We start from the raw sequence: 18,035 nt of genomic DNA on the forward strand, positions 1-18,035 counted from the left end.
GCGTCACCCTCGCCCTGGTCGTTCACGACGTCCATGCTGGTCGTTGTGCTCATCACGTGCGCTCCTCCCCGAGACCCCGGCAACTGCCGGCAGCCCCAGAGTCGGGCACCGAACTCACACACAGACGATTAGACACGCTCCACCCGGAAGATCCGCAAAGCGGTCCAGCTCCACAGGTAGCAGGACACAGACCCAACCCAGCGTCGCTAGCCTCCGCCGCTCGCCGCCAGAGGGAAGTAGTTCTCCTACCGGCCGGCGGACGGCAAGCCAGGAACCTTCCTGTTCTTGTATCCGAGCCTGGAGCCGGGTGAATCCTCACGGCAGCGCAGCGGGCTGCAGCACCTCGCGTTCATTGTAAAGACCGGGTAGCGGTTCACGAGGTGCACGAACGGGTCCGCGATCTGGGCAGCACGGTGCTGTTCGCGCCGCAGGAGTTCACGCAATACCACGCGGGTTCGGTGAGCTGACCGCGTTCGACACCAGGCGGGTCGTCTACGGCGTGCAGCGACGGACCGTGCTCACTCACTCACCGGAACTGCACGATTCCCAGGTGCGCGGGTTCGACGGCACCACCATGGCCAAAGCCGGCCGCCGACTCGACGCCCTCGCCGCCACCCTGGCCCGCGGCAAGACCCCGTCGCACCCGCGACAAGGTAGCCGCCGAAATAGAACAGATCACCGCCAAGCCGTGGGTGCGCCGAGTCGTGCACTGGCAGCTGACCGGCGAGGCACCCAAAGATCTACGCCTGTCCTGGCGGGTCGACACGGCCTCCCGCGCTGCCCTCGAGGAAGAGCTGTTCGGCAAACAGGTGCTGATCAGCGACTACGACGACTATCCGATCGTCGAGATCGTCGCCGGGTATCGCTCCCAGTCCGAAGCCGAGTTCTCCTTCCGGCAGATGAAAGACCCGCACGTGGTCCGCTTCGCCCCGATGCACCACTGGACCGACCACAACATCCGGGTACACACCTTCACCTGCGTGCTCGCCCTACAGATCGCCCACCTGATGCGCTACCAAGCCCGCCGCGCCGGCCGACACCTGTCCGTGCGCGCGCTACTCGACGAACTCGGGCACATCGGCGAGACCGTCTTGCTCTACCAAGGCGAACGGGGCCGACCCAAGGCCCGGCGCATGCTCACCGAGACCACCCCCACCCAGCAGCGGCTCAGCGAGATCGTCAGCCTCGACCGCCACGCCCCCCGCCGACCCGGCAACCCCAGCCACCAACCGCCCGCGACCAGTTAGGTCATACACCATCAGCGTCGACAACGCCTGCCCTACAAGGGAAACAGCCGCGGAAGGTCATGATCGCGGAGACTCAGGCTAGCCATGGAGGGGGTCCACGGCGGCGGCCCGCCGGTGACCGCTGAACCGCGAGTGTGCAATTTCCGACACCGACACGCCGATGAGCCGTCGAGAATTGCACACTCGCGGTTCTCCCGATGATCGCGTCGGGGGTTTCGGGGCTCAGGCCGGCAGCACCAGCGTCGTGCCGACGGTGAGTCGATCCGGGTCGGACCCGATCCCGGCGCGGTTGAGCACCTAGAGCCGCAGGGTGGCTATGATCCGCCGCGCCAGCCGGAGGGGTCACCCTGCGCGCAGGATTGCCTGGCGCCGCGGTCGACCTCCGCCATCCCCGGGAGCATCGGGGCCGGCGAAGGCGAGGCACGGCGTCGGCTTGCTCCTCGCCGCAGCGGCCGGCGCGTCCGTTCGGGAACTAGCCCAAGATCCGGTCCGCAGCAGATCACGCGGACGGGCGGGGCTCAGCGGCACGCAGGGTCCACGCCAATCCGCCCAACGCGAGGAGGGCGCCGGTCCCCTCCGCGAAGGCGGACAGGAGCTTGCCGGGGGGACCCCACGACGGCTCGTACATGTTGGGCAGACCGGCCAGTGGGCCAACGTCGACGTATCGGTAGAGGACCACGGCCGCGACGGCGCTCCCGGTCAGCAGCAGCGCGGCTACCCACGTGGTACGGCTGGCCCAGACCCAGACCAGCAGGACGAGCCCGAGTGCGACCACCGCCTGGATCCGAAACAAGGCACCCTGACTGAGCAGCGACCCCTTGTTGGCGTCGTAGAGATGCGCATCCCGGAAGTGCACAACGGCATCTACGACCAGGGCGGAAGACACGCCCACGCGCAGGGCGTAACCGAGTACCACGCGCCGTGGATTACCGACCCGGGCCGTAGTGCTGACCACTGAGCCGTGCACCGGCAAGGCCGGTCCCCATCCGCCTTCGCTCCCGGTAACCATGTCTGGCCTTTGCTCTTCGTCCAACACGCTGACCCAAACCGGTACACGGTCGAGCCGCCGCGTTGGTTCACGCCGCGTTGCCGCGACCAGTAACGCTCCGATGATCTTGATTACGCCGCCCGCGGCTGCTGCGATGGCTCGGTGAGCCAGCGACTGAGCGCCCCCTTCATCCTGTTCGTCCTTCTCGGCACGATGGGGTGGGCGCTCGCGACTGTGGTCACGCGGACGGAATCCACCAAGCCCGCGCATCCGGGAACTATCGCCGCGTCACCAGCGTCACCAGCCGCGCCCGGCGGTCAACCCGGCATCAGCGCGACTCTGGGCGCGACGCCCGGCGCAACGACGACACCGGGCCCCGCCGCCTCGGTGGGGGCCAACGGATCGACCGGTCATGGCCCGGTCACCATCCCGGTCGCCCAACTACCGTTCACCGGGCCGATCCCGGTGCGCCCGGCCACCGCGGCCGCGCTCATCCTGATCAGCGCGGGCGCGATCCTCACGGCCACGGTAGCGCCCGCCGAGTCCGGTGGCCGGAGGGTGCTCGTGGAAGGGAAATCGGACTAGCCGGACTCCGCGATACCGAGCTTCGCCGCCACCCGCCGCATCCCGACGAGCCACCGGTCCCGATCCGCCGCCCGCCGACGCTCGTAGTCAGCCACCTCCGGGTGCGGCAAGACCAGGAAGTGTCCGTCCCGGATCGCGCCGACGACCGCCTCGGCCACCTGCTCCGGCTCGATCATCCCGCCGGCCGCCAGGGTCGCCGACTCGGGACCGGCCGCCGCCATCATCGGGGTGCGGACACCCTGCGGGCACAGGCAGGAGAAGCCAACGCCCGTCCCGCCATAACGGATCGCAAGCCATTCGGCGAGCGCCACCGAGCCGTGCTTCGTCACCGAATACGGCGCGCTGTCCATCTGGATGAGCAGGCCAGCGGCTGACGCAGTGATCAGAAAATGACCGCGCCCGCGACTTGCCATCCCGGGCAGTACGCACCTGGCTGCGAAGACGTGGGCCATGACATGAATCCGAAACGAGCGCTCCCAATCCTCGTCGTGGCCGAGCCCGTCACCGCGCCCGATCCCAGCGTTCGAGCACCACACGTCGATCGGCCCGTACTCCCGCTCGACCCGATCGACGAGTCCGGCCAGATCGGACTCGATCGCGACATCGACCCCGATGCCCACGCCGGCGGAGCCGATCTCGACGGCCACCCGGGCGGCCCCATCGTGATCCAGATCGGCGACGATGACGGCGCTGGCGCCCTCGTCGGCAAGGCGCAAGGCCAGTGCACGGCCGATACCGCTCGCGCCGCCGGTAACGACGACGACCGCACCGGACAACTCGACGCTCACCGCAACCTCCCCCGGTCGCCGACGGGTGGCGACGCGGTGCCGACCGTATGCGATCCGCGCTCTCCGGGGTCGGCCCGGGCTTGACAACGAAAGTGGAAACCGTTTTCATTCACGTGTGCGGCGCATCCTCGCCAGCGGCGTCCTCAGCCTGCTGGGCCTCGGGCTGCTTCCCGCATGCAGTGCGGCCAGCGCCGACACCCATGGGCGGATCGCCGTCGTCGCGGCGGAGAACATGTACGGCGACATCGTCGAACAGGTCGGCGGACCGCATGTCTCGGTGACCAGCCTGATCAGCGATCCCGCCGCGGACCCGCACCTGTTCCAGGAGGGCACCCGGGAGGGACTGGCGGTGGCCGAGGCGCGGCTGGTCGTCGAAAACGGCCTCGGATATGACAATTTCATGGAGCGGCTGCTCACGGCGGCCCCGAGCTCCGGACGAGTCGTGCTGACGGTGGCGAAGATCCTTCGGGTCGACGGAGCGGACGCCAACCCGCACCTGTGGTACGACGCGCCGCGGATCGCGCTGGTCGCGCAAGCGATCGCCCGGGATCTCGGCCTGCTCGACCCCGCCGACGCCGGCTACTTCACGGCCCAGGCCGCGGTATTCGACCGTTCGATGTCGCCCCTGCTCGCCACGCTGGACGCGATCAGGACCAGGTTCGCCGGTGCGCCGGTCGCCTACACCGAACGTTTGCCGGGCTATCTGCTGCTCGACGCCGGACTGGTCGTGGTCACGCCGGCGGCGTTCGCCCAGGCGATCGAGGAAGGCAACGACCCGTCGGTCTCGGCACTCACCGAGATGGACAACCTCATGACCGAGCGACGGGCGCGGGTGCTCATCTACAACACCCAGACCGTCTCCCCGATCACCGAAGCGGTCCGGGCACTGGCCCGCGCGCATGGAGTCGGGGTGGTGGGGATGAGCGAAACGATGCCCCAGGCCGAGCATTTTCAGGCCTGGCAGCTCAGCCAGGCACAGGCCCTCGAGCAGGCCCTAGGGAAAGCGGCCGCCGGATGAGCGATCCCGTCGTCGAGCTCGAGCGGGCGTCGCTGCGCTTTGGCGAGCGCACGCTGTGGAACGAACTGACCCTGGCGGTGCGAGCCGGCGAGTTCCTGGCCGTGCTCGGCCCCAACGGAGCCGGCAAGACCACCCTGCTGCGGGTCCTGCTCGGTCTCACCCGGCTGACGTCTGGCCGGGTGCTCGTTCAGGGCAGACCACCGCGCCGCGGCAGCGCGACGGTGGGCTATGTGCCTCAGCAACGCGTCTTCGACCGCGACCTTCCCTTGCGTGGCCGCGACCTGGTCCGGCTCGGTCTCGACGGCCACCGCTGGGGGCCCGGCTGGATCGATCGGGCCGGGCGAGCGCGCACCGACGAGCTGATCGCGGCGGTCGGAGCCCGTGACTACGCAGATGCGCCGATCGGACTGCTCTCCGGCGGCGAGCAACAGCGGCTGCGAGTCGCCCAGGCCCTGCTCGGCGACCCGGTGGTCCTGCTCTGCGACGAGCCGCTGCTCTCCCTCGACCTGTTCCACCAGCGTGAGATCAGCAACCTGATCGATGCCCGGCGCCGGGCCGCGAACACGGCCGTCCTGTTCGTGACTCACGAGATCAACCCGGTGCTGCCGCTGGTCGACCGGGTGCTTTACCTGGTCGAGGGCCGCTGGGCGGTCGGACGGCCGGACGAGGTCCTGACCAGCGACACCCTGTCCGAGCTCTACGGAACGACGGTGGACGTGCTGCGGGTACGTGGTCGCGTAGTCGTCGCGGGGGCTCCCGAAGTGAGCAACGACGCGCTCTGCGATCCGCACCACGGCCACCTAGGCGGCGGCGGGACCGAGGGAGTCTGCTGATGTTCGCGCTGCTGCTGGGTCAGCACTTCGTGCAGACCGGGTTGATCGCCGCGGCCGTCGTCGCCGTCGTCGCCGGAGCCATCGGCCCCTTCGTCATCAGCCGGAACATGAGCTTCGCCGTCCACGCCTTCGCCGAACTCGGCTTCACCGGAGCCGCCGCCGCCTTGCTGCTCGGCCTCGACCCGACCTACGGCGTGCTTGGCGGGTCGTTCCTGGTCGCCGGGCTGGTCGGGGGACTGGGGCTGCGCGGGCGCGAGCGCGATTCGGTTATCGGTACGGTGCTCGCCTTCGGGCTCGGGATCGGCGTGTTGCTTCTCACGCTCTACCACCACTACGCGAACGCGGCCGTGCACCTGCTGTTCGGCGACATCCTCACCGTCTCGCCCGCCGAACTGCGACTGCTGGTCATCATGGCGGTCCTTGCCCTCACGGGGCTCGCGCTGCTCTACCGGCCGTTGCTGTTCGCCAGCGTGGATCCCGACGTCGCCGAGGCGCGCGGCGCCCCGCTCCGATTGCTCTCGATCGCCTTCCTGTGCCTGCTGGCGCTCGCGGTCGCGGCCGCCGTCCAAGCCGTCGGCGTGCTACTCATCCTCAGCCTGGTCATCACACCGGCGGCCGCGGCGCAAAGGCTGACCCACCGGCCCGGCGCCGCCATCGCGGTCTCGATCGGGCTTGCCCTCGTCGCCGCCGACGGCGGCATCCTGCTCGCGTTGCTCCACCCGGCCTGGCCACCCAGCTTCTTCATCACCTCGGTGAGCTTCGTCTGCTACCTGGCGGCCCGGCTGGCGGGTGGCCGGTTACAGGCCAGGGCCAGGGACCGGTTGCGCGCGCGCGGATCGGACGGCGAGCGTCGGATCGACGGCGCGAGAGTCGAGGCCCCAGCGTGACCACGGTCTCGGCCCACGGCGCGCGGCCCGCCCGCGACACCCGCCAGCGCCGCGCCGTCGAGGCGGCACTCGGCCGGGCCGACGGGTTCCGCAGCGCCCAGGACATCCACGCCGACCTGCGGGCCGCGGGCCAGCGGGTCGGGCTCACCACCGTCTACCGTGCCCTGCAAGCACTCGCCGACACCGGCTCCGTCGACACCTTGCGGGCGGATGACGGCGAGAACCTCTACCGCCGCTGCGGCTCCGTGAGCCATCATCACCATCTGGTGTGTCGCGGCTGCGGCCTCACCGTCGAGGTCGAGTCCACCGCGGTGGAGCGCTGGGCGGAGGGGATCGCCGCCCGGCACGGTTTCACCGAGATCCGGCACTCGGTCGAGGTGTCCGGCAGCTGCACCGGGTGCGCCCGCGCCGGCTCCGGAATCCGGTGACCGAAGCTGCGGGCCCACTCCCCTCCCGCCCGGTACTCAGCCGAGAAATCTGGCTCGTCTTCGCCCTGTCGCTCGGCGCGGACGGAGCCGTGGCCCTGGTCCGTTTCCTCGACGATCTGGCGCACGGCGGCCTGGCCCGCCAGCAGGCGATCCTCAACAGCTCGCTGGCCCCAGGTCGACCCTGGCTCGACCTCGCCCTGCAACTGCTGTCCATCGCGATCACCCTGGTGCCGGTCGCGCTGGTCGCGCACTTCCTCGGCCGCTCCGGCGAGGGACTCGCCGTCTTGGGCCTGGATCGGCGCCGGCCCGGCTCCGACCTCGCCCGCGGCACCGTGCTGGCCGCGATCGTGGGCGGAACCGGGCTGGGCTTCTACCTGGCCAGCCGCGCCGCCGGAGTCAACCTCACGGTAGTGCCGGAAACCCTGCCGGCGATCTGGTGGCGGATCCCGGTCCTGCTGCTCTCGGCCGCGCAGGACGGCCTCCTCGAGGAAACCCTCGTTGCGGGCTATTTGCTCCACCGGCTGCGCCAACTCGGCTGGGGAGAGAACCGTGCCCTGCTGGTCAGCGCGGTCCTGCGCGGCTCGTACCACCTCTACCAGGGGCTCGGTGGATTCGCCGGGAACCTGGTGATGGGTCTGCTCTTCGGCCGCCTCTACCAGCGCTGGGGCCGGGTCGCTCCGCTCGTGGTCGCGCACACTCTGATCGACGCGGTGGCGTTCGTGGGATACGTCCTACTCGCCGGGCATGTCAGCTGGCTGCCGGCGCCCCGCGCGGGGTAGCTGGATCGGACCGCCCGACGCCGAGCTCACCGAGCAGCACCCGGGTTGCCCCGGCGATGTCGTCGACCGCCCGGGTGAACGCGGCGTCGTTGCGCCGCGACGGCTGGCGCATGCCGGCAACTTTGCGCACGTACTGCAAGGCGGCGGCGTGGATGTCTTCCGGACCCACGTCCTCCGTGAACGGCGGGCGCAGGGTCTTGATACTCCGGCACACGGGACTCGACCTCCTCCTGGACCGGCTTCGACGCTACCGCCGACGGCCGGGCCCGACCCCCGAAACCCTCGCGTGCCCGCGGCATAGGGTCGCCGAGTGGACGACACGGAATCGATCGCCGAACTCCAACGACAGCTCGGCGACGGCGGGTTGACGTCGGTCGAGCTCGTCGGTCGGCTGATGCAACGGATCGAGGACATCGACACATCCGGCCCGCGGATCCGGTCCGTGCTGGCATCGAACCCGGACGCCGCCGCCGATGCCGAGCGGCTGGACGCCGAACGGTCCGCGGGTCGGGTCCGGGGACCGCTGCACGGCATTCCGGTCCTGGTCAAGGACAACATCGACACGATCGGCGCGCTTCCGACGACCGCCGGTTCCACGGCGCTGGTCACCAGCGCCCCGACAACGGAGGCCACCGTCGTCTCCCGGCTCCGCGCGGCCGGAACGATCGTGCTCGGCAAGACCAACCTCTCCGAATGGGCGAACATCCGGTCGAACCAGTCGGCCAGCGGATGGAGCGCGGTGGGTGGTCTCACCGTGAATCCGCACGCACTCGACCGCAGTGCCGGCGGATCCAGCTCCGGCTCCGGCGCGGCCGTGGCCGCCGGGCTCAGCCCGATCGCACTGGGCACGGAGACCGACGGCTCGATCCTGTGCCCGGCGGCGCTTTGCGGAGTGGTCGGGGTGAAACCGACGGTGGGCCTCACCAGTCGGGCCGGGGTGGTGCCGATCTCGCACACTCAGGACACGGTCGGCCCACTAGCCCGTTCGGTCCGCGACGCCGCCCTGGTGCTCGACGTGATCGCCGGCCCCGATCCGCGCGACCCGATGACCGCCGGGGCCCCCGACGGTGGTTACCGCGACCAACTCGACCGAGGAGCAGCCGGCCTCCGGGTCGGCGTCGCCCGACCGATGACCTGGGGCCGCCACCCGGCTCTCGACGCCCTGGCCGAGGCGGCTACGGCCGCCCTCGCGTCCGCCGGAGCCGTCATCGTCGGCGACGTCGAACTCGACGCCCCGGAGACACTCGGCGACGACGAGTTCACCGTGCTCCTCCACGAGTTCAAGGCGGAAGTCGAGGGGTATCTCGCCACCCGGGGCGGGCACTGTCCGACGACGCTGGCCGCCGTGATCGAGCACAACACCGAGGACCCCCGGGAACTGGCCTGGTTCGGCCAGGACATGTTCGAGCGGGCAGCGACCACCCAGGGACTGGGCGCGCCCGAATACCTGGAGGCGCTCGCCCGCTGCCGTCGAGCGGGCCGCGAGGACGGGATCGACCGGGTCCTGGCCGAGCATCGTCTCGACGCGTTGATCGCACCGGCCTACCCGCCGGCCTGGAAGATCGACCTGGTCAACGGTGACCCCGGCGGCCTCTACTCGATGTCCCAGCTTCCCGCCGTCGCCGGCTACCCGGCCGTCACCGTCCCGATCGGCCTGGTGCACGGCCTCCCCGTCGGCCTTGCGCTGTTCGGAACGGCCTGGTCGGAGGCGGTGCTGCTTCGGTTGGCCCTGGCCGTCGAGGACGGGCTCGGCCCGGGGCCGGCCCCGCAATTCCGCGCCCCCGCGGCCGGCTGAAGCATCGGTCGGGACAAGTGCCGGGCCAACGTCTCGACGGAGTCGTCTGACTACCGCGCGAGGCGCCGGCCCGCCCGTTTGCGCACGCCCGACGTGCGGTAGGGATACCGGGAATACTGCCATCCGGGAGCCGCCATGGGGGTCATCGCCCCGATCACCAGCCGAAGCCGCCGAGCGGCCGCCGGCGCGGGTGCCGCTGTCGCCGGGGCCACGGCCCTCGAGGTCCGCCGCCGGCTCGCTGACGGGGGCGGGGTAAGGGCGATCCTGCCGACGAGCGACTTCGTCCGCGGCGTGGCCAGGCGGATGACCACCCCGCTGCTGCCCGACGACTACCTGCACATGCTCAATCCGCTTTGGACCGCCCGGGAGATCCGCGGACGGGTCGTCGAGGTGATCCCGGAAACCGAGGACGCCGCGACGCTCGTCATCCAGCCCGGCTGGGGCTGGTCGGTGGACTACCAGGCGGGCCAGTACGTGGGCATCGGGGTCAGCCTCGACGGCAGGTGGCATTGGCGGTCCTACTCGTTGAGCTCTCCTTCGACACGTGGCAGAGGGCGCATCAGCATCACGGTCAAGGCGATGCCCGAGGGGTTCCTCTCCGCCCACCTGGTGAGCGGCCTCGAGCCTGGAACGATCGTCCGGTTGGCGTTGCCGCAGGGCGAGTTCGTATTGCCCAACCCACCCCCCGCGAAGATCTTGTTCTGGACGGGCGGCAGCGGGATCACGCCCGTCATGTCGATGCTGCGGACGATGCGCCGCCGCGGCACGTTGCCAGACGTCGTGCACATCCATGCGGCGCCGAGCCATGACCAGGTCATCTTCCGAGACGAGCTGCGCGCCCTGGCCGCGAATGAGCCCGGGTTGAAGCTGGTGGTGAACATCGACGAGGTGGACGGGGTCCTCGACGTCGCTCGTCTGGCCGAGGTCTGCCCGGACTGGAAGGAACGCGAAGCTTGGGTGTGTGGCCCGGGCCCGATGTTGAACGCCGCGGAGCAACATTGGAGCAGGGAACAGGTCGGACACCGGCTGCACCTGGAGCGGTTCTCGGTCACGCTGTCCTCGTCCGCCGAGGGCGGCCACGTCGTCTTCGCCCGATCCGGCAAGGAGGCCGACCTCGACGGGGCGACGACCCTGCTCGAGGCCGGCGAGGCCGCCGGCGTGCCGATGCCCTTCGGCTGCCGGATGGGGATCTGCCATACCTGTGTGCTCCCGTTGAAGTCGGGCCGGGTGAAGGACCTTCGCAACGGCGAGGAGTACACGGGCAACCAACGCATCCAAACCTGCGTCACGGCTGCGGCCGGCGACTGCGTACTCGAGATCTGAGGGACCGATGGCCATCTCCGACGTGAAGACGTTCGCCCATCTGACCGAAGCCGACGTGGAGGCCCTCGGTCGGGAGTTCGACACGATCCGCCGGGATGTGGAGGACTCCCTCGGTCGCAACGATGCGGCCTACATCCGCCGGATCATCTACATCCAACGCCGGCTCGCCGTGGCGGCGCGATGCACCCTGTTCGCCAGCGCATTACCGCCGGCCTGGGTGATCGGGACGTTGGCCCTCGCCACGGCCAAGATCCTCGAGAACATGGAGATCGGTCACAACGTGATGCACGGCCAGTGGGACTGGATGAACGACCCCGAGATCCATTCCGGTACCTGGGAGTGGGACACCACCTGCCCGGCCGAGCATTGGAAGCACTCGCACAACTTCGTGCACCACACGTTCACCAACGTGCTGGGTCGGGACAACGACGTCGGCTACGGGATTCTGCGAGTGACGCGGGACCAGAAGTGGCATCCGATCAACCTCGGCCAGCCGATCTACAACGCCCTTCTTGCGCTGTTGTTCGAGTGGGGCGTGGCCTTCCACGACCTCGACATCGGCAGCATCCGTAAGGGCAGGAAGGATCCGGCGGAACTCAGGCGCCAGACGCGCGGAATCTGGCGGAAGGTTCGTCGGCAAGTCGGCAAGGACTACCTCATCTTTCCGCTCCTGTCCGGGCCCGCCTTCCTCTCGACACTGACCGCGACTGCGACTGCCAACATCATCCGCAACCTCTGGTCCTACATGATCATCTTCTGCGGGCATTTCCCGGACGGAGCCGAAAAGTTCACCGAGGAGCAACTCGAGAACGAGACCAAGCCCGAGTGGTACTTGCGTCAGCTGCTGGGGTCCGCCAACTTCGAGGGCGGCCGGTTGCTCCACGTCCTGTCCGGCAGTCTGGGCTACCAGATCGAGCATCATCTGTTCCCCGATCTGCCGAGCAATCGTTACCCGGAGATCGCGGAACGGGTCCGCGGATTGTGCGAGAAGTTCGATGTGCCCTACACGACCGGGCCCCTGTACCGACAGTACGGGCAGACGCTGCGCACCATCCTGCGACTCACGCTGCCGAGTGGCTCCCCCGCCGGGGGCGGCCCGCGCGGTCGAGCCCCGCGGGCGAGTGCTGAGCAGTTGGGCCGGCACGCCGGCACGGTCGCCCCGCAGGCCGCCGTGGCGTGAGTGCGCAGCCAGTTTGCGCCTTGCCTCCGGGAGGTCGCCACACGACGCCTCGGCTGTCGGGCACCGCGATGCCTTCCCGGTGACAGATGTCGAGCAAGTGGGGGTCCGACGTGACCAGCGGCGCCGTAGCTGCGCCGGTAACTACACGCTGCCGCCGCGTCGAGGGGTAGCGGGTCGAAGGTCGCGTCGACTCGCTGGAGCCGGGCTTGGCGTCAGGCCCGCTCACCCGGGTCGGCGGTCGCGTGCGGCCCGGCCGCCAGCTCCGCGAGCGTGACCGCCGACACCGCAAGTGCCACTGGCAACCGGCGAGGTACACCGGACGCCTGTTGACAGGGGGGTGCTCACGTCCGCCCGGTCGACGCGGCGCAGCCACTCCAGATCACGACGGGGAACGGCCAGCAACTTCGCTGCGTCACAGGTCGAAATACTCGTCCTCGAGCCACACTCGAAGGACATCCGGCTCGGCGGAAAGCCGTCTCCGCACGACCGCGGCCTCCTCGGCCGCCACCGAGAACCGCAGCACTTCCGTGCGGTACACCCCGGGCGCGCCGAAGGAGCCGGTAAGCGAGAAGTCCCCGTTCGAGTAGGCCCTGGCGATTTGGAAGACGCGCCGGTCACTCTGCGCCGAGTCAGGGTCAGCGCCTCAGGTGCCCGACCAGCGGGTGACGGTCGCGAGCAGCTGCGGCGCGATCCACCAGTGACGTGGCCGGCCGGGTACGGAGTGCGCCGACGTGAACGGCGTAATGATGTCGCGCTCCGCCAATGTCGCGAGCGCCGAGCGCGCTGCCCGTTCCGACACGTCGATCTGCTTGGCAATTGTTGCCGCGGATAGGACCGGATGCTGCGGGAGTAGCTCGACGATGCGATGCGCCGCGGAGTCCGCGCGGACGTCGGCGAGCCGTGCCTTCCATGCCTCGATGAGCTCGAGCACCTGCTCGAACAACCGCAGCGTCGCCTCGCTCGCGGTAGTGATCACTTCGGCGAACCAGCGCACCCACGGATCGGGCTCACCAAGTCGGTACTGAGTCAGCCCCGCGAGGTACGCGCCGCGGTCGATAGCAATCGGCACGCTGATCGGCGGCGGAACGTCCAGCGCGAGTCGCCGGACCAGCAGCCAGCCGACCAGGACCCGGCCGATGCGACCATTGCCGTCGCCGTACGGGTGGATGCATTCGAACTGCGCATGCGCGACGGCGGCTTGGGTGACAGAGTCGATGTCGTCCCGGTTGAGATAGGCGACCAGGTCGTCCATCAATCCCGGCACTAGCTCGGGTGGGGGAGTCACGACCGCTGCGTCCAGCGGCGACGTCCCGCCGATCCAGCCCTGGACCGGGCGGAACTGCCCGACCATCTCCGCCGGCAGCCATTGGTGCGGGCCGTGCATCAGGCGCGCGTGCCAGCGGTGAAGCAGCGCCACCGACATCGGCTCACCGCTCCCGGCGATGGCATCCGCGACAACTGCGAGGTTGTTGGCGATCCACTCCGCGGTCTCGCCGACCTCGGGATCGATCTCCGCTACCGCGACGTCGGGGAGGGGGGCGCGGACCCCTTCGATGTATGACGACGCGACGCCTTCGGCGCGCAGAAGTAGACGAGCCAGCGGCTCCCAACCGACGGGCAGCCGGTCGGTCACGCGACGTCCGGCCGCGGCAGCCTGCTCCGTGCGTCGGACCGTGGTCTCGCTGAGCGTTACGTCGCGGCCCGCCAGCGGATCAGGCACCCACGCCGTGACCCGCCGGCCTCGCCAGTCGATCTCGACCTCGTGCCCGGCCAATGCGAGTTTCCTCCAATAACACCTCAGTTACGGAAGGATACGTTACTAGCCCGCCGATTTATGGCGGGTTGCGGACGGCACTCGCGACCGCGATCCGCGCGATTGCCCTGCTCGGCAAGGACGCACAGCGACGCTGGCGCCCCGAGCGCCGCTTCACCAGCATCGTCCAGAGCGCTAGACGGATCAAGTAAATACGCCTTGACAGATCACTCGATAGCGAGAACTCCAACTCGGCCCAAGCCCGGACTACCAAAGACCCGAGGCGTGAAGGATGTCTCGGGACACCTGTGCACGGTGTCCCGAGACATCACAATCGGCGGTGGAGGTGGGATTTGAACCCACGGAGGGGTTGCCCCCTCACACGCTTTCGAGGCGTGCGCCCTCGGCCACTAGGCGACTCCACCGTCGACGAGCCTAGCGGACCGGCGGGTCCACGCGGCGGCGCGCGAAAAACGCTCGGAGCAGTTCACCGGTCTCGTCGGCCGCGACCCCGCCGATCACCTCCGGACGGTGGTTGAGTCGACGGTCGCGTAGCAGATCCCACACCGAGCCGGCCGCCCCGGCCTTGGGGTCCGCCGCCCCGTACACCACCCGGGCGACCCGGGCGAGCCCGGCCGCACCAGCGCACATGATGCACGGCTCCAGGGTGACGACCAGCGTGCAGCCCTCGAGCCGCCAGCTGCCGCGCGCCGCGGCAGCCGCGCGCAACGCCATCATCTCGGCGTGCCCGGTCGGATCGCCGGCCGCCTCACGCGTGTTGCACCCGGCGCCGACCTCAGCCCCGCCCGGGTCGAGAACGACCGCCCCGACCGGGACGTCATCGGTGTCGAGAGCCTCCATGGCCAGCCGAACCGCCCGGCGCATCGCCGGCTCCCAGTCCGCGACCGGGCGGGCGGGGTTCACCCCTCGCGAACGCGTTCGAGCTGCTCGACGCACCCGGCCCGTTCGCAAAGGGCGGTCGTGATGTCGGCCGGCAGCTGGCCCTCCTCGGCGCAAAGTTCGAGAAGCTTCGCGGAAGCGGTTCCGAGGTCGGCGAGCAGTTCGACGTCACCGGTCGGATCCGCCGCCGGTTTGATCGACTCTTCCTCGTCGGCCTCTTCCTCCGCCGGCTCGATCGGTGCCGCCTCCTCGTAGAGGATTCGCGCCAGGCCACTGACCTCGATCACCCGGTTGTCCGAGATGAAGACCCGTGGATCCCCCTCGCCATCGATCCGGACGATGCCCAGCCACTCGTCGTCCTCCTCGACGAACATCAGCGTGGTCTGGGCCGGCGGATCGCCGGCGACTTCGCGGAGCAGATCGGTCAGGCCGTCCAGGTCCTCGACGGCGCCCAGATCCAGCTCAGTGCCGTCCCAGCCGACCTGGGTGCGGGTCAATGCGGCTGCGAAATACGACACCACACGCTCCTTGTAGCCGGTCAGGGATCCGTACTCAACGAACCGCCGCGTCTAATGCCCGCTCGAAGGCCTCACCAAAACCGAGCCGGCCGGCGATCGCCGCCAGCATCTCATCAGCGTAGGCATCCAGATCGGCCAGGACGCTGGCCACCTCGAGTTCGTCGAGCCCGAGATCGTCGAAGATAGACAGGTCGCCGGCCGGCCAGACCTCGTCGAGATCGCTCTCCCCGGGCATGCCGAGTTCGAGTCGGTCCAGCACCTGCCGCGCAAGGTCCCACGCGACCGCGGCGGTGACATCGGAGAGCAGCACGCGGACCTCCTCGCCGCCCACCCGGAGCGCGACGAAGAACTCGTCGGCGACGTTGACGAGGCCGATGCTGCCGATGTCGCCCGGCTGCTGGCGCAGCGCCCCGATCAGGCCATCGAGATCCTCGACCAGGCGCTCCGGAAGAAGGCCGACCTGCCAGACCCCGTCTTCGCGGAACGCGACAGCGGCGAAACTCTCGCCGGTCTCAGCGGCCATGGGTTCTCACCAGGCCGATGGTGGCAGATTCCGGCGCCCGGCGCAGCGCCGAGCCGCCTAGTAACGAGCCACCCGCATCCGGAGGAGCGCCGCGCGGGCCCGGCCGATCTTGCTGCGCCGGGGGGCCACCCGGCTGCGCAGCTCGCGGGCCTCGGCCAGCTCGCGGAGGAACTCGGCACGCCGCCGCCGTCGATCTTCCTGCTCCCCGGTCATTTCCGGGTGATTCCCCCGCTCCGACCTGCTCGAAGCGCCACATTCGCCTATCCGCTGCTTGGCGCCGCCCCGCCGCCGAGCAGCCCGAGGAAGGACAGCCGCCAGACCCGGCGGCACGCGGCACAGGAAAACTCGCCGGCGCCCTCCCCGGCCGGGCGCAGATCCTCCTCGCCGCAGTACGGGCAGTAGAACGGGGTGGCCCGCTGGAGGGCCTCCCCGCCGCTGCTCACCGGGTCACGCCCACCCCGGCGCTCACCCCGGACGTCCCCGCGTCCGCGGCCGCCGCGGCCGCTATCAGCGCCCCCTCGTCGGCCCGGCGCAGCCAGGCCGACAGGCCCTCCCCGGGGTTCCGGTCCGCCAGGTAGTCGCGGAGCACGGTCTCGATGAACTGCGCCGCGGCCCCCGCGGTCACTTTCAGCCCGCGGACCTTGCGGCCGAACTCCGCGCCGGTGACGTCGCCCGCGAGGTGGCCGCCCAGGTGGACCTGGAACCCCTCCACCTGCCTGCCGTCGCGATCGCTCACCAGGGAGCCCTTGAGTCCGATGTCCACGACCTGGAACCGGGCGCAGGAGTTCGGGCAGCCGTTGACATTGATCGTGACCGGCTCGGTGAACCCGGGCAGGCGACGCTCGAGCTCGGCGAAGAGGTCCTGCGCCCGGACCTTCGTTTCGACGATGGCCAGCTTGCAGAACTCGAGCCCGGTGCACGCCATCATGCCGCGCCTGAACACGCTCGGCGTCGTGCGCAGATCCAGCGCCTCGAGCCCGGCGACCAGGGCCGCGACCTCGCCCTGCGGGACGTCGAGGATCACGATCTTCTGCTCGACGGTGGTCCTGATCCGGCCGCTGCCGTGCCGCTCGGCGAGGTCGGCAACGGCGGTGAGCTGGCTACCTGACGTCCGGCCGACGGGGAGCGCCGCCCCGACGTAGAACCGACCGTCACTCTGCCGGTGGACACCAACATGGTCCCGGGGTCCGGCCGGAACCGCCGGTGGCGGACCGTCCGGCAGCTGGGACCCGAGGTACTCGCTCTCCAGCACGCTCCGGAACCGTTCCGCGCCCCAGTCCGCCACGAGAAACTTCAACCTGGCCCGGTTCCGCGACCGGCGGTAGCCGTGGTCGCGGAACAGGCCGGTCACCCCGGCCCAGACTTCCGGCACCCGATCCGGCTCGACGAAGGCGCCCAACCGGACCGCGGCGATCGGGTTCGTGGACAGCCCGCCCCCGACCCACAGGTCGAAACCGGGGCGGCCGTCCGGGCCGAGGACGCCCACGAAAGAGATGTCGTTGATCTCATGGACCGTGCACTGGACCGGGCACCCGCTGACCACCGTCTTGTACTTGCGCGGCAGGTTGGAGAACGCCGGGTCCCCGGTGTAGCGGGCGTTGGTCTCCAGCAGGTACGGCGTGCCGTCGATGATCTCGTCGGCGTCGACGCCGGCGAGGGGGCAGCCGAGCATGTTCCGTGGGGTGTCCCCGCAAGCCTCCGTGGTCGAGAGCCCCACGGCGTCGAGCGCCTCCCAGATCGCCGGGACGTCCTCGATCCGGATCCAGTGCAGCTGGACGTTCTGCCGGTCGGTCACGTCGGCGACGTCCCGCCCGTAGCGGGTCGCGATGTCGGCGACCACCCGAAGCTGAGCGCCACTGAGCTGCCCGCCGGGGATCCGGATCCGGAGCATGAAGAAGGGCGCCTCGAGGTCCTCCGGCTCGAGGATGGCGGTGCGGCCGCCGTCGATACCTTCCCGGCGCTGGGTGTACAGGCCGTACCAGCGGAACCGCCCGCGCAGGTCGCTCGGATCGATCGAGTCGAAGCCGCCGACCGAGTACCGGTTGAGGATCCGGTCCCGGACCAGCAGGCCGTCGTTGTCGCGTTTCATCCGCTCGTTTGGATTGAGCGGTTCCAGGTGACCGAGCGCCCATTGCCCCTGGCCACCGCGGGGGGCTGGCATGTCGAATGTCCTTCCGGCCGTGGCGCGCATTGGCGCCGGCGGGATCGCAGTTCGGAGTGGGGCGGGGATCAGCCGCAACAGACCGCGCTGGCGACCCGGACCAGATCGACATGCCGGCGTGCGGTGAGCACGCTGCGGCGAGCGACGTCGGGGGCGGCGGTCATGCGGACAGTGTCGCACAATGCTTGCCCCGTTGCCTCACGTCAATAGGTCCGGCAAGCTCGGGTCGTTGCGTCATCCGGAAAGGTCCGCCTGACACGCGGGGGTGACGGGGGGCTTGTGGGCGGGTTGTCCCTTGGCGGTGGCCAGGGTCAGGAGCTCGTCGGCGA

Annotated in this window: 22 protein-coding genes and 1 tRNA gene; 10 read left to right on the forward strand and 13 right to left on the reverse strand. The window is 69.9% G+C overall.

Going from position 1 to position 18,035, the window contains the following annotated elements; translation table 11 throughout:
* The first annotated feature begins 704 nt into the window (after positions 1–704).
* On the forward strand, positions 705–1,247 hold the full coding sequence (locus tag VNG13_11430) for a hypothetical protein (protein ID HVA61130.1): 543 nt from the start codon (positions 705–707) through the stop codon (positions 1,245–1,247).
* A 499-nt stretch (positions 1,248–1,746) separates the two neighbouring features.
* On the opposite strand, the gene VNG13_11435 is transcribed toward VNG13_11430, so the two are convergent.
* The gene (locus VNG13_11435; GenBank protein ID HVA61131.1) at positions 1,747–2,139 is read right to left on the reverse strand and encodes a hypothetical protein; all 393 of its coding nucleotides are present in this window, start codon (positions 2,137–2,139) and stop codon (positions 1,747–1,749) included.
* A gap of 258 nt (positions 2,140–2,397) precedes the next feature.
* Between VNG13_11435 and VNG13_11440 the strand changes: the two genes are divergently transcribed.
* The gene (locus VNG13_11440) at positions 2,398–2,820 is read left to right on the forward strand and encodes a hypothetical protein (protein HVA61132.1); all 423 of its coding nucleotides are present in this window, start codon (positions 2,398–2,400) and stop codon (positions 2,818–2,820) included.
* On the opposite strand, the gene VNG13_11445 is transcribed toward VNG13_11440, so the two are convergent.
* Positions 2,817–3,608: an SDR family oxidoreductase gene (locus tag VNG13_11445; GenBank protein HVA61133.1), complete on the reverse strand. Its 792-nt coding sequence runs from the start codon at positions 3,606–3,608 to the stop codon at positions 2,817–2,819. The genes VNG13_11440 and VNG13_11445 overlap by 4 nt on opposite strands.
* 115 nt (positions 3,609–3,723) lie before the next feature.
* Here VNG13_11445 and VNG13_11450 point away from each other — a divergent pair, with 115 nt between their 5' ends.
* Genes VNG13_11450 through VNG13_11470 form a run of 5 tightly spaced genes read left to right on the forward strand, consistent with a single transcriptional unit; the run spans position 3,724 to position 7,553 of the window.
* Positions 3,724–4,626 carry a zinc ABC transporter substrate-binding protein gene (locus VNG13_11450; GenBank protein ID HVA61134.1) on the forward strand — a complete coding sequence of 301 codons (903 nt, stop codon included), beginning with the start codon at positions 3,724–3,726 and terminating at the stop codon, positions 4,624–4,626.
* Entirely contained in the window at positions 4,623–5,459 is an 837-nt protein-coding gene (locus VNG13_11455; GenBank protein ID HVA61135.1) for an ABC transporter ATP-binding protein, read from the forward strand. Before VNG13_11450 ends, VNG13_11455 begins: the two co-directional genes overlap by 4 nt.
* Positions 5,459–6,346, forward strand: coding sequence for a metal ABC transporter permease (locus tag VNG13_11460; GenBank protein ID HVA61136.1), 888 nt, complete (start codon positions 5,459–5,461; stop codon positions 6,344–6,346). Before VNG13_11455 ends, VNG13_11460 begins: the two co-directional genes overlap by 1 nt.
* The gene (locus VNG13_11465) at positions 6,343–6,774 is read left to right on the forward strand and encodes a transcriptional repressor (protein HVA61137.1); all 432 of its coding nucleotides are present in this window, start codon (positions 6,343–6,345) and stop codon (positions 6,772–6,774) included. Before VNG13_11460 ends, VNG13_11465 begins: the two co-directional genes overlap by 4 nt.
* Positions 6,771–7,553: a type II CAAX endopeptidase family protein gene (locus VNG13_11470; GenBank protein ID HVA61138.1), complete on the forward strand. Its 783-nt coding sequence runs from the start codon at positions 6,771–6,773 to the stop codon at positions 7,551–7,553. Before VNG13_11465 ends, VNG13_11470 begins: the two co-directional genes overlap by 4 nt.
* On the opposite strand, the gene VNG13_11475 is transcribed toward VNG13_11470, so the two are convergent.
* Entirely contained in the window at positions 7,522–7,767 is a 246-nt protein-coding gene (locus VNG13_11475; protein HVA61139.1) for a DUF2277 domain-containing protein, read from the reverse strand. The genes VNG13_11470 and VNG13_11475 overlap by 32 nt on opposite strands.
* A gap of 96 nt (positions 7,768–7,863) precedes the next feature.
* Here VNG13_11475 and VNG13_11480 point away from each other — a divergent pair, with 96 nt between their 5' ends.
* From VNG13_11480 to VNG13_11490, 3 genes are all read left to right on the forward strand, one after another.
* Complete coding sequence (locus tag VNG13_11480) at positions 7,864–9,348, forward strand: amidase (GenBank protein HVA61140.1); 1,485 nt, start codon at positions 7,864–7,866, stop codon at positions 9,346–9,348.
* Between the two features lie 135 nt (positions 9,349–9,483).
* Complete coding sequence (locus VNG13_11485) at positions 9,484–10,671, forward strand: ferredoxin reductase (GenBank protein ID HVA61141.1); 1,188 nt, start codon at positions 9,484–9,486, stop codon at positions 10,669–10,671.
* A 7-nt stretch (positions 10,672–10,678) separates the two neighbouring features.
* The gene (locus VNG13_11490) at positions 10,679–11,851 is read left to right on the forward strand and encodes an acyl-CoA desaturase (protein ID HVA61142.1); all 1,173 of its coding nucleotides are present in this window, start codon (positions 10,679–10,681) and stop codon (positions 11,849–11,851) included.
* 412 nt (positions 11,852–12,263) lie between these two features.
* Here the strand turns inward: VNG13_11490 and VNG13_11495 are convergent, their stop codons facing one another.
* From VNG13_11495 to VNG13_11540, 10 genes are all read right to left on the reverse strand, one after another.
* On the reverse strand, positions 12,264–12,389 hold the full coding sequence (locus tag VNG13_11495) for a hypothetical protein (GenBank protein ID HVA61143.1): 126 nt from the start codon (positions 12,387–12,389) through the stop codon (positions 12,264–12,266).
* A 105-nt stretch (positions 12,390–12,494) separates the two neighbouring features.
* A complete protein-coding gene (locus tag VNG13_11500; GenBank protein HVA61144.1) occupies positions 12,495–13,625 on the reverse strand; it encodes a Fic family protein in 1,131 nt (376 codons plus the stop codon).
* A 317-nt stretch (positions 13,626–13,942) separates the two neighbouring features.
* Positions 13,943–14,029, reverse strand: a tRNA-Ser gene (locus VNG13_11505).
* Positions 14,030–14,039: 10 nt separating this feature from the next.
* A complete protein-coding gene (locus tag VNG13_11510; protein HVA61145.1) occupies positions 14,040–14,528 on the reverse strand; it encodes a nucleoside deaminase in 489 nt (162 codons plus the stop codon).
* Complete coding sequence (locus tag VNG13_11515) at positions 14,525–15,022, reverse strand: tRNA adenosine deaminase-associated protein (protein HVA61146.1); 498 nt, start codon at positions 15,020–15,022, stop codon at positions 14,525–14,527. Before VNG13_11515 ends, VNG13_11510 begins: the two co-directional genes overlap by 4 nt.
* Before the next feature lie 34 nt (positions 15,023–15,056).
* Positions 15,057–15,545 (reverse strand): tRNA adenosine deaminase-associated protein, encoded by a 489-nt coding sequence (locus tag VNG13_11520; GenBank protein HVA61147.1) that lies wholly within the window; start codon positions 15,543–15,545, stop codon positions 15,057–15,059.
* 57 nt (positions 15,546–15,602) lie between these two features.
* A complete protein-coding gene (locus tag VNG13_11525) occupies positions 15,603–15,758 on the reverse strand; it encodes a hypothetical protein (GenBank protein ID HVA61148.1) in 156 nt (51 codons plus the stop codon).
* A gap of 47 nt (positions 15,759–15,805) precedes the next feature.
* Positions 15,806–15,988 (reverse strand): hypothetical protein, encoded by a 183-nt coding sequence (locus tag VNG13_11530; protein HVA61149.1) that lies wholly within the window; start codon positions 15,986–15,988, stop codon positions 15,806–15,808.
* Positions 15,985–17,706: a nitrite/sulfite reductase gene (locus tag VNG13_11535; GenBank protein HVA61150.1), complete on the reverse strand. Its 1,722-nt coding sequence runs from the start codon at positions 17,704–17,706 to the stop codon at positions 15,985–15,987. The genes VNG13_11530 and VNG13_11535 overlap by 4 nt, the downstream gene beginning before the upstream one ends.
* A 68-nt stretch (positions 17,707–17,774) precedes the next feature.
* The gene (locus tag VNG13_11540; GenBank protein ID HVA61151.1) at positions 17,775–17,870 is read right to left on the reverse strand and encodes a putative leader peptide; all 96 of its coding nucleotides are present in this window, start codon (positions 17,868–17,870) and stop codon (positions 17,775–17,777) included.
* Positions 17,871–18,035 lie beyond the last annotated feature (165 nt).

The sequence above is a fragment of the Mycobacteriales bacterium genome (assembly GCA_035533475.1).
Classification (GTDB): Bacteria; Actinomycetota; Actinomycetes; order DATLTS01; family DATLTS01; genus DATLTS01.

Excerpts from the sequence above, each read along its gene's own strand:
- VNG13_11455 (HVA61135.1), top strand. The coding sequence starts at position 4,623 with ATGAGCGATCCCGTCGTCGAGCTCGAGCGGGCGTCGCTGCGCTTTGGC.
- VNG13_11460 (HVA61136.1), top strand. The coding sequence starts at position 5,459 with ATGTTCGCGCTGCTGCTGGGTCAGCACTTCGTGCAGACCGGGTTGATC.
- VNG13_11485 (HVA61141.1), top strand. The coding sequence starts at position 9,484 with ATGGGGGTCATCGCCCCGATCACCAGCCGAAGCCGCCGAGCGGCCGCC.
- VNG13_11490 (HVA61142.1), top strand. The coding sequence starts at position 10,679 with ATGGCCATCTCCGACGTGAAGACGTTCGCCCATCTGACCGAAGCCGAC.
- VNG13_11520 (HVA61147.1), bottom strand. The coding sequence starts at position 15,545 with ATGGCCGCTGAGACCGGCGAGAGTTTCGCCGCTGTCGCGTTCCGCGAA.
- VNG13_11525 (HVA61148.1), bottom strand. The coding sequence starts at position 15,758 with ATGACCGGGGAGCAGGAAGATCGACGGCGGCGGCGTGCCGAGTTCCTC.
- VNG13_11535 (HVA61150.1), bottom strand. The coding sequence starts at position 17,706 with ATGCCAGCCCCCCGCGGTGGCCAGGGGCAATGGGCGCTCGGTCACCTG.
- VNG13_11540 (HVA61151.1), bottom strand. The coding sequence starts at position 17,870 with ATGACCGCCGCCCCCGACGTCGCTCGCCGCAGCGTGCTCACCGCACGC.